Origin of the sequence: Streptococcus sp. FDAARGOS_520, assembly GCF_003812685.1 — a bacterium.
Taxonomy (GTDB): domain Bacteria; phylum Bacillota; class Bacilli; order Lactobacillales; family Streptococcaceae; genus Streptococcus; species Streptococcus agalactiae.
This window is the reverse complement of sequence record NZ_CP033810.1, coordinates 705479-720873: the sequence shown is the minus strand read 5'-3', so window position 1 is coordinate 720873 and position 15395 is coordinate 705479. Positions and strand designations below refer to the sequence as shown.

At 36.4% G+C, this 15395-nt stretch carries 11 protein-coding genes; 10 read left to right on the top strand and 1 reads right to left on the bottom strand.

All coding sequences use genetic code 11. From position 1 onward, the window contains the following. Nucleotide 1: 1 nt before the first annotated feature. Nucleotides 2-1528: a cache domain-containing protein gene (locus EGX96_RS03720; RefSeq protein ID WP_000728117.1), complete on the bottom strand. Its 1527-nt coding sequence runs from the start codon at nucleotides 1526-1528 to the stop codon at nucleotides 2-4. Between the two features lie 171 nt (nucleotides 1529-1699). On the opposite strand from EGX96_RS03720, the gene EGX96_RS03715 reads away from it, so the two are divergent. The 10 genes from EGX96_RS03715 (at nucleotide 1700) to EGX96_RS03665 (ending at nucleotide 15361) form a co-directional block, all read left to right on the top strand. Then, a complete protein-coding gene (locus EGX96_RS03715) occupies nucleotides 1700-3019 on the top strand; it encodes a 2-hydroxycarboxylate transporter family protein (RefSeq protein WP_306341182.1) in 1320 nt (439 codons plus the stop codon). Nucleotides 3020-3043: 24 nt separating this feature from the next. Then, on the top strand, nucleotides 3044-4207 hold the full coding sequence (locus EGX96_RS03710) for an NAD(P)-dependent malic enzyme (protein ID WP_001293702.1): 1164 nt from the start codon (nucleotides 3044-3046) through the stop codon (nucleotides 4205-4207). A 190-nt stretch (nucleotides 4208-4397) separates the two neighbouring features. Further along, nucleotides 4398-4742, top strand: a complete 345-nt coding sequence (locus tag EGX96_RS03700) for a thioredoxin domain-containing protein (RefSeq protein ID WP_000286792.1) — start codon at nucleotides 4398-4400, stop codon at nucleotides 4740-4742. 76 nt (nucleotides 4743-4818) lie between these two features. Further along, nucleotides 4819-5160 carry a preprotein translocase subunit YajC gene (yajC, locus tag EGX96_RS03695; RefSeq protein WP_000056607.1) on the top strand — a complete coding sequence of 114 codons (342 nt, stop codon included), beginning with the start codon at nucleotides 4819-4821 and terminating at the stop codon, nucleotides 5158-5160. 166 nt (nucleotides 5161-5326) lie between these two features. Continuing rightward, complete coding sequence (locus tag EGX96_RS03690; RefSeq protein ID WP_000469562.1) at nucleotides 5327-6079, top strand: isoprenyl transferase; 753 nt, start codon at nucleotides 5327-5329, stop codon at nucleotides 6077-6079. Between the two features lie 14 nt (nucleotides 6080-6093). Next, nucleotides 6094-6888: a phosphatidate cytidylyltransferase gene (locus EGX96_RS03685; protein WP_000664686.1), complete on the top strand. Its 795-nt coding sequence runs from the start codon at nucleotides 6094-6096 to the stop codon at nucleotides 6886-6888. A gap of 30 nt (nucleotides 6889-6918) precedes the next feature. After that, nucleotides 6919-8178, top strand: a complete 1260-nt coding sequence (gene rseP / locus EGX96_RS03680) for an RIP metalloprotease RseP (protein ID WP_123957819.1) — start codon at nucleotides 6919-6921, stop codon at nucleotides 8176-8178. Between the two features lie 91 nt (nucleotides 8179-8269). After that, entirely contained in the window at nucleotides 8270-10123 is a 1854-nt protein-coding gene (locus tag EGX96_RS03675; RefSeq protein ID WP_000814045.1) for a proline--tRNA ligase, read from the top strand. Between the two features lie 124 nt (nucleotides 10124-10247). Next, nucleotides 10248-10832 carry a glycoside hydrolase family 73 protein gene (locus EGX96_RS03670; protein ID WP_000842268.1) on the top strand — a complete coding sequence of 195 codons (585 nt, stop codon included), beginning with the start codon at nucleotides 10248-10250 and terminating at the stop codon, nucleotides 10830-10832. A gap of 122 nt (nucleotides 10833-10954) precedes the next feature. Next, entirely contained in the window at nucleotides 10955-15361 is a 4407-nt protein-coding gene (locus tag EGX96_RS03665) for a DNA polymerase III subunit alpha (RefSeq protein ID WP_001292137.1), read from the top strand. The last annotated feature ends 34 nt before the right edge of the window (nucleotides 15362-15395 follow it).

Genomic DNA, 15395 nt, shown 5'->3' with positions numbered 1-15395 from the left:
ACTAAGGCCCTTCTGAGTAGATAATATTTGTTCTTATAATAACCTTATTTTGTTTTAAAGAGATCTTATAAGTAGCTCTTGAATCTACAAGTAACTGTTGAAAATAAGCGTCGTTGAAATACTGATGGTAGTCATTGAGTAACCACTTCTCATTCTCCCATTGATAATCTGTTTCAATGAGGTTATTTTGATAATTTAAACGTAAAGAAACTAAAGTCGTTGAATTTAATAGCGTGAGTATCTTCGTATTAATATATCTGTGGAGCAAGAGATAGTTATTAACATCCTCAACAGTTGACTTGGTAGGGATTTCTACTAAAATTTCTGTGGATAGATTGATGTGTTTTTCTGCGAATTTTTCTCTTTCGCCAATAATGAAACTAGCCAGTCGAGGCTCTCTAACTAACATTGATAAGCGTGCTAAAAATTCATTTTGTGGCTCCAATAATTCTTTTAAATAAATTTTCAACTCGTCGTAGTATTCAATGTCTGCAAGTCCATAAATAACATGAAGTTGATTCATAAATTGATGTGTTTGGGCCTGTAGCGCAGAAGCATAAGCTGTAGTGTGTGCTAATTGATCCAAAGTGAAAAGTGTTTCAGTAACATTCCTTAAGAAGACAACATAGCCTCTATTTTGTGTTTTAACCGTAATTGGCGAGATAGATAGTAAATAGTCTTGTCCTTGAAAATGTAATACTTGTTCAGTTTTTTTTGAAAAATGATCCTGCTTGAGTTGAGGAATTAAAGATTCTAATAATTTACCTGAAAATAGGTCTCGTTGCCCCTCTTTTTTGAATAATAAACTAGCTGCAGGATTATTTCTTTTGATGATATGCCTCTGGTCAATAACAAATACAGCGGCTTGAATTTGGTCCAGTGTTGCATTGCGCTCTTCTAAATGTTGAAAAATATCACTTGGATGGAGGTTGTGAAGTTGTTTTTTTAAGCCATAAGAAATTATACTTGTGACGACTAAGCTAATCAAAATACTAATCAAGAGAGGCTTACTAAACTCTTTTATGCTACTTTGAGATAAGTCTCCAAGTGTCGTTAATTTTAAGCCAACTGCAATTGCCCCAACCTGTTTTTGGTGATCATATACTGGAATTAAGTATCGTAAAGATTTTCCTAAAGAACCTTCTGCAGTAGACATAATAGCTTTTCCCTTAAAAACAGCTTGTTCATCACCCCCTTGAAATGGTTTACCAATCTTAGTGGAGTCAGGGTGGGTAAAACGGATCCCTTTTAAATTTATAAGGACAATATAGTCTAAATTTGATTTTTTGCTAAGGAATAACATTTGTTTTTGGAGACTTTGATCATAGTGATTATCTTTGAGTGTTTGTATAACTTGTGGATTTCTCGATAAAGCATAACCAGTATTTTTTAAGATTTTTTCTTCCTGTACCCTTACCATACGATAGGACTGATGTATAGTGACATAATAAAAAATAGAAAATATACAAATGGTCATAGTGACTAAAATCAATGATAGAAATGCCCAAAGAGATAGTTTTTTTTTCATCAGCACCCTCCGAGTTTAGTATAACATAGCCTAAAAACTAGAATCCAGCTTAAATTAATTAAATAAGTTGAAATAATTCAATTACTTAAATAAACTTCCTTATCACTAAGTCCCAAAGTAAACTGTACATAAGAAGTAAAAGGAGGTGCTTTCATGGCAGACGTGAAGGTAGTGAATAATGAGGATTCTAGAGGTCAAAAGCAAGACTTAAAGGCTAAACTATTTCATATTAAGATAGGGTCAGTTCCCCTACCAGTATATGTTTGTTTAGCATTATTGATTCTTCTAGCAGGCTTTTTACAAAAATTGCCAGTCAATATGCTAGGAGGATTTGCAGTTATCTTAACAATGGGGTGGTTCTTAGGGACTATCGGAGCTAGCATTCCTGGTTTTAAAAACTTCGGTGGCCCAGCTATTTTATCTTTATTAGTACCATCTATTTTGGTGTTTTTCAACCTCATTAATAAAAATGTTTTAGAATCAACAAATATGTTGATGAAGCAAGCTAACTTTCTTTATTTTTATATTGCTTGTTTAGTGTCCGGTAGTATTTTAGGGATGAATCGGAAAATGTTGATTCAGGGATTGCTAAGAATGATTTTCCCCATGTTATTAGGAATGGTTTGTGCGATGATGGTAGGGACATTTGTCGGTGTTATTTTAGGCTTAGAGTGGCGACACACTTTGTTTTATATCGTAACACCCGTTTTAGCTGGTGGTATTGGTGAAGGTATTTTACCATTATCGTTAGGCTATAGTTCAATTACCGGTGTAGCTAGTGAACAACTAGTTGCTCAACTCATCCCAGCCACTATTATTGGTAATTTCTTTGCCATTTTATGTACTGCACTATTGAATCGTTTGGGAGAAAAGAAACCACACTTGTCTGGTCAAGGGCAATTAGTAAGGTTAAATAAAGGAGAGGACATGTCAGATATTATTGCTGATCATTCTGGCCCAATTGACGTTAAGAAAATGGGTGGAGGTGTTTTAACAGCATGTAGTCTCTTTATTTTTGGACATTTGTTGCAGCAATTAACTGGATTTCCTGGTCCCGTATTAATGATTGTTGCAGCAGCTATTTTGAAATATATTAATGTTATTCCTAGAGAAACACAAAATGGAGCTAAGCAACTTTATAAATTTATTTCTGGTAATTTTACATTTCCTCTAATGGCAGGTCTAGGATTGCTTTATATCCCGTTAAAAGATGTTGTGGCAACGCTTAGCATACAATATTTCATAGTTGTTATTAGTGTTGTATTTACAGTTATTTCTGTTGGATTCTTTGTATCGCGATTCCTTAATATGAATCCTGTTGAAGCAGGTATTATTTCAGCTTGTCAAAGTGGTATGGGAGGAACAGGAGATGTTGCCATTTTAAGTACAGCAGACCGAATGAACTTGATGCCATTTGCTCAAGTTGCTACGCGTTTAGGAGGAGCTATTACTGTTATCACAATGACAGCCATTTTACGCATGTTATTCTAATATTTATCAAAAGGAGTTATCAAAATGAGTGAAAATTTAGGTCAATTAGCTATCAACCAAGCTAGAGAAAATGGTGGAAAATTAGAAGTAATTTCAAAAGTTAAGGTGGAAGATAAGAGGGATCTTAGTATTGCCTATACCCCAGGGGTGGCGTCAGTATCATCAGCTATTGCAGAGGATGTGGAGCTTGCATATGAGTTGACGACTAAAAAAAATACAGTAGCCGTAGTGAGTGATGGTTCAGCTGTTCTTGGATTAGGAGATATTGGTCCTGAGGCAGCAATGCCAGTCATGGAAGGTAAAGCAGCACTCTTTAAACGTTTTGCAAATGTAGATGCTGTGCCAATTGTGTTGAAAACAAATGATACAGAGGAAATTATTTCTATAGTAAAAGCTATTTCGCCGACTTTTGGAGGGATTAATTTAGAGGATATTTCAGCACCACGTTGTTTCGAAATTGAACAACGCCTAATTGAAGAATGTGATATACCAGTTTTCCATGATGACCAACATGGTACAGCAATCGTAGTATTAGCGGCTTTGTTTAACAGTTTGAAGCTAGTTAAAAAAGACATTGAAGACATCAGAGTAGTTGTTAATGGTGGAGGTTCAGCGGGCTTATCTATAACAAGGAAGCTTCTATCAGCAGGAGCAAAACATGTAACGGTAGTTGATCGATTTGGCATTATTAACGATAAAGATCGGGAGTCATTAGCCCCTCATCACAAAGCGATTGCAAAATTGACTAATAGAGAATTCCAATCTGGATCCTTAGAAGATGCTTTGGAGAATGCCGATGTTTTTATAGGTGTTTCTGCTCCGGAAGCATTACATGCAGAATGGATTTCCAAGATGGCTGATAAACCTATTGTATTTGCAATGGCGAATCCTATTCCAGAAATTTATCCAGATCAAGCCTTAAAAGCCGGAGCTTACATAGTTGGAACTGGTCGTAGTGATTTTCCAAATCAAATTAATAATGTTTTAGCATTTCCGGGTATTTTCAGAGGAGCATTAGATGCTAGAGCAAAAACGATAACTGTTGAAATGCAAATTGCGGCAGCGAGAGGCATAGCTAGTTTAATACCGGAGGAAGAATTAAGCACAACTCACATCATTCCAAATGCTTTTCAAAATGATGTGGCCGATGTAGTTGCTAAAAGCGTCAGTAATGCTGTACAAAAATAAGGTGTAAAATAAAAACTGAGCTATGCTCAGTTTTTTTGATGAGTCATTTAAATATGAGTGAGCATTTTTGAGGATAGTTTGAAGCGAGAAGTGAGTTAATGATTTTGATAGGATCGTTGTTACTCTTGCCTTGCAAGTTTTGCCATCATAGGTTATTCTTTAAATATAAGATTTAGAAAGTTGGTTAACTATGTATTCTTTTGAAGAACTTTTGGCAACCATGACTTTGATAACGGCTGCCGAAATTGAAGATAAAATTGATTCAAATCAAGATTTTGTACTGTTCATTGGTCGTATTTCTTGTCCATTTTGTCACCTCTTTGTTCCTAAAATTGTAGAAGTAGCTGATGAAGATGAATTTGAATTATTCCATTTAGATAGTGAAGATTTTGATCATTGGACTGCAAATAAAGAATTTCGAAATAAATATGACATTCCTACAGTGCCAGGTTTGATGGTTGTTAAAAACGGAACTATCAAGGTGAAGTGCGATTCAAAAATGACAAAAGAAGAAATCCGTGAATTTATTGGCTAAGAGACAGTATCTCCTTGCAGATATAGCATAAATCTGCTATAGTAATGATTACGTAGAACACGGAAAGGAGAATCAAATGAGCTTACCTATTATTATGCTTGTTGTTATGGTTGGTATGATGTTCTTCATGCAACGTCAGCAAAAGAAACAAGCACAAGAACGTCAAAAACAATTGAATGCTGTTCAAAAAGGTGATGAAATTGTCACAATTGGTGGTCTTTTTGGAGTAGTTGATGAAGTTAATACTGAAGCACAACGAATGGTTTTAGATGTTGATGGTGTCTATTTGACGTTTGAGTTGGCAGCTATCAAATCTGTTGTCTCTAAGGCAGCAACACCAACAGAACCAGTTGAAGATGTTAAGATTATTGAAGTCAATGAAGACGAAAATAAAGAAACAGCCATCGAAACTGAATAAGATATGTAGGACCAGATGATTGTTCTGGTCTTTTTAGTTTGCTGTCACAAATGGCATTTTAATACTCAAAAATAAGTTGAAATGTGGTAAAATGTTATAGTATGGGATATTTCCAGCTCTTTTAAAAGGGCTGATAAGAAAAACGATTGCTAAATTAAGGAACATTATGTTTATATTTAAAAGAAAAAAACAAGTAGAAATGCCTTTGGAGAAAATACCAGCACATATTGGTATTATCATGGATGGTAACGGACGTTGGGCAAAAAAACGTTTAAAACCACGCGTTATGGGACATAAGGCGGGGATGGATGCTCTTCAAGAAGTTACAATAGCAGCTTCAGGATTAGGTGTTAAAGTACTAACTGTCTATGCCTTTTCTACAGAAAATTGGTCACGTCCAGATGATGAAGTTAAGTTTATTATGAACCTTCCGGTTGAATTTTTTGATAAATATGTACCAGAGTTAGATAAAAATAATGTACGTGTACAGGTCATCGGAGATACTCATAAATTACCTAAGGCAACATACGATGCAATGCAACGCGCTTGTTTGAGGACAAAACATAATTCGGGGCTCGTCTTGAATTTTGCGCTAAATTATGGCGGACGTTCAGAAATCACTAATGCCATTAAGGAAATTGCTCAGGATGTTTTGGAAGCTAAGTTGAATCCTGACGATATTACAGAGGATTTAGTAGCAAATCATTTAATGACAAATAGCTTACCCTATCTTTATAGAGACCCTGATTTGATTATCCGAACTAGTGGAGAGTTACGCTTGAGTAACTTTTTACCTTGGCAATCAGCTTATAGTGAATTTTACTTTACTCCCGTTTTATGGCCAGATTTTAAAAAAGACGAACTACATAAGGCCATTGTGGATTATAATCAACGCCATCGTCGATTTGGTAGTGTATAGAAAGAAGAGAGAAAATGAAAGAACGTGTTATTTGGGGAGCTGTCGCGCTTGCCATATTTATCCCTTTTTTAGTAATGGGTGGTTTGCCTTTCCAATTTTTAGTTGGACTTTTAGCTATGATTGGTGTTTCTGAATTACTTCGTATGCGTCGTTTAGAAATATTTTCCTTTGAAGGTGCATTAGCTATGATAGGAGCCTTTGTTTTAACAGTTCCTTTAGATAGTTATTTGTCCTTTTTACCAGTTGACGCTAGTTTATCAGCATACGGTATTGTTATTTTTATGATTTTGGCAGGTACTGTTTTGAACAGTAATTCTTACAGTTTTGAAGATGCTGCCTTTCCAATTGCGTCTAGTTTTTATGTGGGTATTGGCTTTCAAAATCTAGTCAGTGCTCGTATGGCTGGAATAGATAAGGTGTTGTTAGCTTTATTTATTGTCTGGGCGACTGATATCGGTGCTTATATGATTGGTCGTCAATTTGGACAACGCAAACTACTACCCTCAGTGTCTCCAAATAAAACAATTGAAGGGAGTCTAGGAGGGATTGCTTCAGCCATTGTGGTAGCTTTCTTTTTTATGCTTTTTGATAAGACCGTCTATGCGCCTCATAGCTTCCTAGTCATGTTAGTTTTAGTGGCTATCTTTAGCATTTTTGGTCAATTTGGAGATTTAGTTGAAAGTAGTATTAAACGTCATTTTGGTGTTAAAGATTCGGGTAAATTGATTCCGGGTCATGGGGGGATTTTGGATCGCTTTGATAGTATGATTTTTGTTTTCCCAATCATGCACTTCTTTGGCTTATTCTAAAATAATATATTGTATTTAGAGAGGAATTGAATGCTAGGAATTTTAACCTTTATTATTATTTTTGGTGTCATTGTAGTTGTTCACGAATTTGGGCATTTCTATTTTGCAAAGAAATCAGGAATTCTTGTTCGTGAATTTGCTATTGGTATGGGTCCAAAAATCTTTTCTCACATTGATAAAGAAGGAACAACCTATACTATTCGTATATTACCGCTAGGTGGTTATGTCCGTATGGCTGGTTGGGGTGATGATAAGACTGAAATTAAGACAGGGACGCCGGCTAGCCTTACTTTAAATAAAGAAGGCATTGTAACTCGTATTAATTTATCAGGAAAACAATTAGACAATACTTCTTTACCAATCAATGTAACAGCTTATGATTTAGAAGATAAACTAACTATCACAGGATTGGTCTTAAGTGAGACAAAAACCTATAGTGTTGATCACGATGCTACTATCATTGAGGAGGATGGTACTGAAATTCGTATTGCTCCCTTAGATATGCAGTATCAGAATGCTTCTGTATGGGGGCGCTTAATTACCAATTTTGCAGGTCCGATGAATAATTTTATTTTAGGTCTTGTAGTCTTTATTGCACTTGCTTTTATTCAAGGAGGTGTTCAAGACTTATCAACCAATCAGGTCCGTGTATCAGAAAATGGTCCTGCCGCTAGTGCAGGTTTAAAAAATAATGATCGTATTTTACAAATAGGGTCGCACAAAGTTTCTAACTGGGAACAGTTGACAGCAGCAGTAGAAAAGTCAACTAGGCATTTAGAAAAAAACCAAAAACTTGCCCTTAAGATTAAGAGCAAAGAGGTGGTGAAAACGATCAACGTTAAGCCACAGAAAGTTGATAAATCCTACATCATCGGCATTATGCCAGCTTTAAAGACAAGCTTTAAAGACAAACTTTTAGGTGGATTAAAACTAGCATGGGAAAGTTTCTTTAGAATTTTAAATGAATTAAAGAAACTTATTGCTCATTTTAGTATTAATAAATTGGGAGGTCCAGTAGCTCTCTATCAGGCTAGTAGCCAAGCTGCTAAAAATGGTTTCGTCACAGTTCTCAACTTAATGGGATTAATCTCTATCAACTTAGGTATTATGAATCTCATCCCTATACCAGCCCTTGACGGGGGTAAGATAGTGATGAATATTTTAGAAGCCATTCGTCGCAAACCACTTAAACAAGAAACAGAAACTTATATTACGCTCGCTGGGGTAGCAGTTATGTTAGTATTAATGATTGCTGTGACCTGGAACGATATCATGCGAGCTTTCTTCTAAAAGATAATAAAACGTGAAAGGAAATACGAATTTTTCAATTGCAATTCTCAATTGAAAAAGAATCAACTTTGATTAGTCGTATCTTATTGTAATGAAACAAAGTAAAATGCTTATTCCAACACTTCGCGAAATGCCAAGTGATGCTCAGGTTATCAGCCATGCTCTTATGGTTCGTGCAGGATATGTCCGCCAAGTTTCGGCTGGAATCTATGCTTATTTGCCTCTAGCTAACCGTACTATTGAAAAATTTAAAACAATTATGCGTCAAGAATTTGAGAAGATTGGTGCAGTTGAAATGTTAGCTCCAGCTCTTCTTACAGCAGATTTATGGCGTGAATCTGGGCGCTACGAAACATATGGTGAAGACCTTTATAAATTAAAGAATCGTGATCAATCGGATTTTATCTTAGGACCAACTCATGAAGAGACTTTCACAACTCTTGTTCGTGATGCAGTAAAATCTTATAAGCAATTACCACTAAACCTTTATCAAATTCAGTCTAAATATCGTGATGAGAAGCGTCCTCGTAATGGACTTCTTCGAACACGTGAATTTATCATGAAAGATGGATACAGCTTCCACAAAGATTATGAAGACCTTGATGTCACTTACGAAGATTACCGTAAAGCATATGAAGCCATCTTCACACGTGCTGGACTTGACTTTAAAGGCATTATAGGTGACGGAGGTGCTATGGGAGGTAAAGATAGCCAAGAATTTATGGCAGTAACTCCCAATCGTACAGATTTAAATCGTTGGTTAGTCCTTGATAAAACTATTCCTTCTATTGATGATATTCCAGAGGATGTTTTAGAAGAAATTAAGGTAGAACTCTCGGCTTGGCTAGTTTCTGGTGAGGACACTATTGCATACTCTACTGAATCAAGCTATGCTGCTAACCTTGAGATGGCAACGAATGAGTACAAACCATCTACTAAGGCTGCTACCTTTGAAGAAGTAACAAAAGTAGAAACTCCTAACTGCAAATCAATTGATGAGGTAGCTGGATTTTTATCAATTGATGAAAATCAAACTATCAAGACACTATTGTTTATTGCTGATGAACAGCCCGTGGTTGCTTTACTAGTTGGTAACGATCAAGTCAATGATGTGAAGTTAAAAAATTATTTAGCGGCTGATTTCTTAGAGCCTGCAAGTGAAGAGCAAGCAAAAGAGATTTTTGGTGCAGGTTTTGGTTCTCTTGGGCCAGTTAACCTACCTGACTCTGTTAAAATTATTGCTGATCGTAAAGTTCAAGACCTTGCTAATGCTGTGTCTGGTGCTAACCAAGATGGTTATCATTTTACTGGAGTTAATCCAGAACGTGATTTCACAGCTGAATACGTTGATATTCGTGAAGTAAAAGAAGGGGAGATTTCTCCAGACGGTAAAGGTACTCTGAAATTTGCTCGTGGTATTGAAATTGGACATATCTTTAAACTAGGTACCCGTTATTCAGATAGTATGGGAGCGAACATCCTTGATGAAAATGGCCGCTCAAATCCTATTGTTATGGGGTGTTATGGTATTGGTGTTAGTCGTATTCTCTCAGCTGTCATTGAACAACATGCCCGACTTTTTGTGAATAAGACACCAAAAGGAGCTTATCGCTTTGCTTGGGGGATTAATTTCCCAGAAGAATTAGCCCCATTTGATGTACATTTGATTACTGTCAATGTCAAAGATCAAGAGTCACAAGACCTTACTGAGAAAATTGAAGCTGATTTGATGCTTAAAGGTTATGAAGTCCTGACAGACGATCGTAATGAACGTGTTGGTTCTAAATTCTCAGACAGTGACTTAATTGGACTTCCAATTCGAGTAACTGTTGGGAAGAAAGCTTCTGAAGGTATCGTTGAAGTGAAAATTAAAGCAAGTGGTGATACGATTGAGGTTCACGCTGATAACTTAATTGAAACTTTAGAGATTCTAACAAAAAAATAAGCCGATAAAAAAGTTAGTCTGATGTGCTAACTTTTTTATATGGAGTGAAATTTAGTATGGTTCTTATTGGTAAAAAGCAACTGCCTTTTGTTATAATGAAATGATATTTTAGAAAGGAGCCATCATGAAAAGTCGAAAAAAAGATAAATTGGTATTGAGGTTAACAACAACACTATTGGTTTTTGGTTTGGGTGGGGTTTGGTTTTATAATTATAAAAATGATAATGTCGAACCGACAGTCACTAGTGCATCGGATCAAACGACGACTTTTATTCAAACGATTTCTCCAACAGCTATTGAAATTTCTAAGACCTATGATTTGTATGCGTCAGTCTTATTAGCACAAGCTATTTTGGAATCATCCAGTGGACAATCAGATTTGTCTAAGGCTCCTAATTATAACCTCTTTGGCATCAAAGGAGAATATAAAGGTAAATCTGTCCAAATGCCTACTTTAGAAGATGATGGGAAAGGCAATATGACTCAAATCCAAGCTCCTTTTCGCGCCTATCCAAATTATTCTGCTTCACTATATGATTATGCTGAGTTAGTATCTAGTCAAAAGTATGCATCTGTTTGGAAATCAAATACCTCTTCTTATAAGGATGCTACTGCAGCTCTAACAGGTCTTTATGCGACAGATACTGCTTATGCTAGTAAATTAAACCAAATTATTGAAACCTACAGTCTAGATGCTTATGATAAATAGTTTCAGTTAAGAGAGTGTTGTTAAGAAGGCTAATAAATTCCTTTTTTAACAGCCTCCTTTTGTTATCTCGAAATATTTACAGATATGTGATAAAATGGAAGTAAGATATTCAGGAGAAAACTATGTCAGAATTGTTCAAGAAACTTATGGATCAGATTGAAATGCCGCTTGAAATTAAGAATTCAAGTGTTTTTTCGTCTGCTGATATTATCGAGGTAAAGGTTCATTCTCTATCACGCTTATGGGAATTTCATTTTTCATTTCCAGAATTATTGCCAATTGAGGTGTATCGTGAATTACAAACTCGTTTAGTGAATAGTTTTGAAAAAGCAGATATAAAGGCTACTTTTGATATAAGAGCAGAAACTATTGATTTTTCTGATGATCTGCTACAGGATTATTATCAACAAGCTTTTTGTGAACCCTTGTGTAATAGTGCAAGTTTTAAGAGTTCTTTTTCACAATTAAAAGTTCATTACAATGGCAGTCAGATGATTATTTCAGCACCTCAATTTGTCAATAATAATCATTTTCGTCAGAATCATTTGCCGCGTTTGGAACAACAGTTTTCATTGTTTGGATTTGGTAAACTTGCTATTGATATGGTTTCTGATGAACAAATGACGCAAGACTTAAAATCATCATTTGAAACTAATCGCGAGCAATTGCTTGAAAAAGCTAACCAAGAAGCTATGCAAGCCTTGGAAGCACAAAAATCACTAGAAGATTCAGCGCCTCCATCAGAAGAAGTGACCCCAACTCAAAATTATGATTTCAAAGAGCGTATCAAACAACGTCAAGCTGGCTTTGAAAAAGCAGAGATTACACCCATGATTGAGGTGACAACAGAAGAAAATCGTATCGTTTTTGAAGGAATGGTTTTTAGTGTTGAACGAAAAACAACCCGCACTGGACGTCATATCATTAATTTTAAGATGACTGATTATACCTCAAGTTTTGCTATGCAAAAGTGGGCTAAAGATGATGAAGAATTGAAGAAGTACGATATGATTTCTAAAGGTTCGTGGTTGCGAGTCAGAGGGAATATTGAGAACAATAACTTTACTAAATCTTTGACAATGAATGTTCAAGATATCAAAGAGATTGTGCATCATGAACGTAAAGACTTAATGCCAGCAGATCAAAAACGTGTGGAATTTCATGCTCATACCAATATGTCAACGATGGATGCTTTACCAACTGTCGAGAGCCTCATTGATACTGCAGCTAAGTGGGGACACCCAGCTATTGCAATTACTGACCATGCCAATGTTCAAAGTTTTCCGCATGGCTACCACAGAGCAAAAAAAGCAGGTATAAAAGCAATTTTTGGATTAGAGGCAAATATTGTTGAAGATAAAGTGCCTATTTCCTACAACGAAGTTGATATGAATTTGCACGAAGCAACTTATGTTGTATTTGATGTGGAAACTACAGGTCTTTCTGCAGCTAATAATGACCTAATTCAGATTGCAGCATCAAAAATGTTCAAGGGTAATATTATTGAGCAATTTGATGAGTTTATTGACCCAGGTCATCCTCTTTCTGCCTTTACAACTGAATTGACAGGTATTACGGATAATCATGTCAGAGGTTCAAAACCTATTTTACAAGTCCTTCAGGAATTTCAGAATTTTTGTCAAGGTACGGTTTTAGTTGCGCATAATGCAACCTTTGACGTTGGTTTTATGAATGCGAATTATGAACGTCATAATCTGCCTTTGATCACACAGCCGGTCATTGATACCTTAGAATTTGCAAGAAATCTTTATCCTGAATATAAGCGTCATGGTTTGGGGCCTCTAACCAAACGTTTCCAAGTTGCTTTGGAACATCATCATATGGCCAACTACGATGCTGAAGCAACGGGTCGCTTACTCTTTATTTTCTTAAAAGAGGCGCGGGAAAATCGTGATGTGACTAATTTGATGGAGCTCAATACTAAATTGGTAGCTGAAGACTCTTACAAAAAGGCACGCATAAAGCATGCAACCATTTATGTCCAAAATCAGGTTGGACTTAAAAATATATTTAAGTTAGTTAGCCTTTCAAATGTTAAATATTTTGAAGGGGTGGCAAGAATTCCTAGGTCAGTTTTAGATGCTCACAGAGAAGGTCTCTTGCTAGGTACTGCCTGTTCTGATGGAGAAGTTTTTGATGCCTTGTTATCAAATGGAATTGATGCAGCAGTGACCCTAGCTAAATATTATGATTTTATTGAAGTCATGCCACCTGCTATTTATCGCCCCTTGGTAGTACGTGATTTAATTAAAGATGAGGTGGGGATTCAACAAATTATTAGAGACCTAATAGAGGTCGGTCGGCGTTTAGATAAGCCTGTTTTAGCTACGGGAAATGTTCATTATATTGAGCCTGAAGATGAGATTTACCGTGAGATTATTGTTCGTAGTCTTGGACAAGGTGCCATGATTAATAGGACTATAGGTCGTGGGGAGGATGCTCAGCCAGCGCCTTTGCCAAAAGCACATTTCCGCACAACAAATGAGATGTTAGATGAATTTGCCTTTCTTGGTAAAGATTTAGCCTATGAGATCGTTGTAACCAATACGAATACTTTTGCAGATCGATTTGAAGACGTTGAAGTTGTAAAAGGGGATCTCTATACTCCGTTTGTTGATCGTGCTGAAGAACGAGTTGCTGAATTAACTTATGCTAAAGCATTCGAAATATATGGTAATCCTCTTCCTGATATTATTGATTTACGTATCGAAAAAGAGTTAGCATCTATACTTGGTAATGGATTTGCCGTTATCTATCTTGCTTCGCAAATGTTGGTGCAACGTTCTAATGAACGTGGTTATCTAGTAGGATCACGTGGGTCTGTTGGGTCGAGTTTTGTAGCGACCATGATAGGAATTACTGAAGTTAATCCAATGCCACCTCATTATGTTTGCCCAAATTGTCAGCATTCTGAATTTATCACAGATGGTTCTTGTGGTTCAGGCTATGATTTACCAAATAAAAATTGTCCTAAATGTGGTACTTTGTACAAGAAAGATGGACAGGATATTCCGTTTGAAACTTTCTTAGGATTTGATGGAGATAAGGTTCCTGATATTGATCTGAATTTCTCTGGAGATGATCAACCTTCTGCTCACTTAGACGTTCGTGATATCTTTGGAGAAGAATATGCTTTTCGTGCAGGAACGGTAGGTACCGTAGCTGAAAAAACTGCCTTTGGTTTTGTCAAAGGTTACGAACGAGATTACAATAAATTTTATAACGATGCAGAGGTCGAACGGTTAGCGACTGGTGCTGCGGGAGTTAAACGTTCTACAGGTCAACACCCCGGTGGTATTGTTGTTATTCCTAACTATATGGATGTTTATGATTTTACTCCGGTTCAATATCCAGCAGATGATATGACAGCTGCTTGGCAGACAACTCACTTCAATTTCCATGATATTGATGAGAATGTCTTGAAGTTAGATATTCTAGGACATGATGATCCTACTATGATTCGTAAACTTCAGGATTTATCAGGAATTGATCCATCAAATATCCTTCCAGATGATCCAGACGTTATGAAGTTATTTTCTGGTACGGAAGTTTTAGGAGTGACAGAAGAGCAAATTGGAACTCCTACAGGAATGCTTGGTATTCCAGAGTTTGGTACGAACTTTGTTCGTGGTATGGTGAACGAAACCCATCCAACCACATTTGCAGAATTGTTGCAACTGTCAGGGCTATCACATGGTACGGATGTTTGGTTAGGTAATGCTCAAGACTTAATCAAGGAAGGTATTGCTACCTTATCAACTGTTATTGGTTGTCGTGATGACATCATGGTTTATTTAATGCACGCTGGCCTACAACCAAAGATGGCCTTTACAATCATGGAGCGCGTGCGTAAGGGGTTATGGTTGAAAATTTCAGAAGATGAGCGTAATGGTTATATCCAAGCAATGCGTGATAATAATGTCCCGGATTGGTATATTGAATCGTGTGGAAAAATCAAGTATATGTTCCCTAAAGCCCATGCAGCAGCCTATGTTTTAATGGCATTACGTGTGGCGTACTTTAAAGTACATTATCCAATATTTTATTATTGTGCTTATTTTTCTATTCGCGCCAAAGCTTTTGAATTACGCACAATGAGTGCTGGACTTGATGCCGTTAAGGCGCGCATGAAGGATATCACTGAGAAGCGTCAGCGTAATGAGGCGACGAATGTCGAAAATGATCTTTTTACGACATTAGAGTTGGTTAATGAAATGCTTGAGCGTGGCTTTAAATTTGGGAAATTAGATCTTTATCGTAGCCATGCGACTGACTTTATTATTGAAGAGGATACGCTAATCCCTCCATTTGTTGCTATGGAAGGCTTGGGAGAAAACGTTGCAAAACAGATAGTTCGGGCACGTGAAGATGGTGAATTTTTATCAAAAACAGAGCTTCGTAAACGAGGAGGAGTCTCAAGTACCTTAGTTGAAAAATTTGATGAGATGGGTATTTTGGGAAATTTACCAGAAGACAATCAGTTGAGTCTTTTTGATGATTTCTTCTAAGTAATAAGGTTGAGTAACTACTCAACCTTATTAT

Excerpts from the sequence above, each read along its gene's own strand:
- EGX96_RS03685 (WP_000664686.1), top strand. The coding sequence starts at position 6,094 with ATGAAAGAACGTGTTATTTGGGGAGCTGTCGCGCTTGCCATATTTATC.
- EGX96_RS03665 (WP_001292137.1), top strand. The coding sequence starts at position 10,955 with ATGTCAGAATTGTTCAAGAAACTTATGGATCAGATTGAAATGCCGCTT.
- EGX96_RS03700 (WP_000286792.1), top strand. The coding sequence starts at position 4,398 with ATGTATTCTTTTGAAGAACTTTTGGCAACCATGACTTTGATAACGGCT.
- yajC (WP_000056607.1), top strand. The coding sequence starts at position 4,819 with ATGAGCTTACCTATTATTATGCTTGTTGTTATGGTTGGTATGATGTTC.
- EGX96_RS03690 (WP_000469562.1), top strand. The coding sequence starts at position 5,327 with ATGTTTATATTTAAAAGAAAAAAACAAGTAGAAATGCCTTTGGAGAAA.
- rseP (WP_123957819.1), top strand. The coding sequence starts at position 6,919 with ATGCTAGGAATTTTAACCTTTATTATTATTTTTGGTGTCATTGTAGTT.
- EGX96_RS03710 (WP_001293702.1), top strand. The coding sequence starts at position 3,044 with ATGAGTGAAAATTTAGGTCAATTAGCTATCAACCAAGCTAGAGAAAAT.
- EGX96_RS03675 (WP_000814045.1), top strand. The coding sequence starts at position 8,270 with ATGAAACAAAGTAAAATGCTTATTCCAACACTTCGCGAAATGCCAAGT.
- EGX96_RS03720 (WP_000728117.1), bottom strand. The coding sequence starts at position 1,528 with ATGAAAAAAAAACTATCTCTTTGGGCATTTCTATCATTGATTTTAGTC.
- EGX96_RS03670 (WP_000842268.1), top strand. The coding sequence starts at position 10,248 with ATGAAAAGTCGAAAAAAAGATAAATTGGTATTGAGGTTAACAACAACA.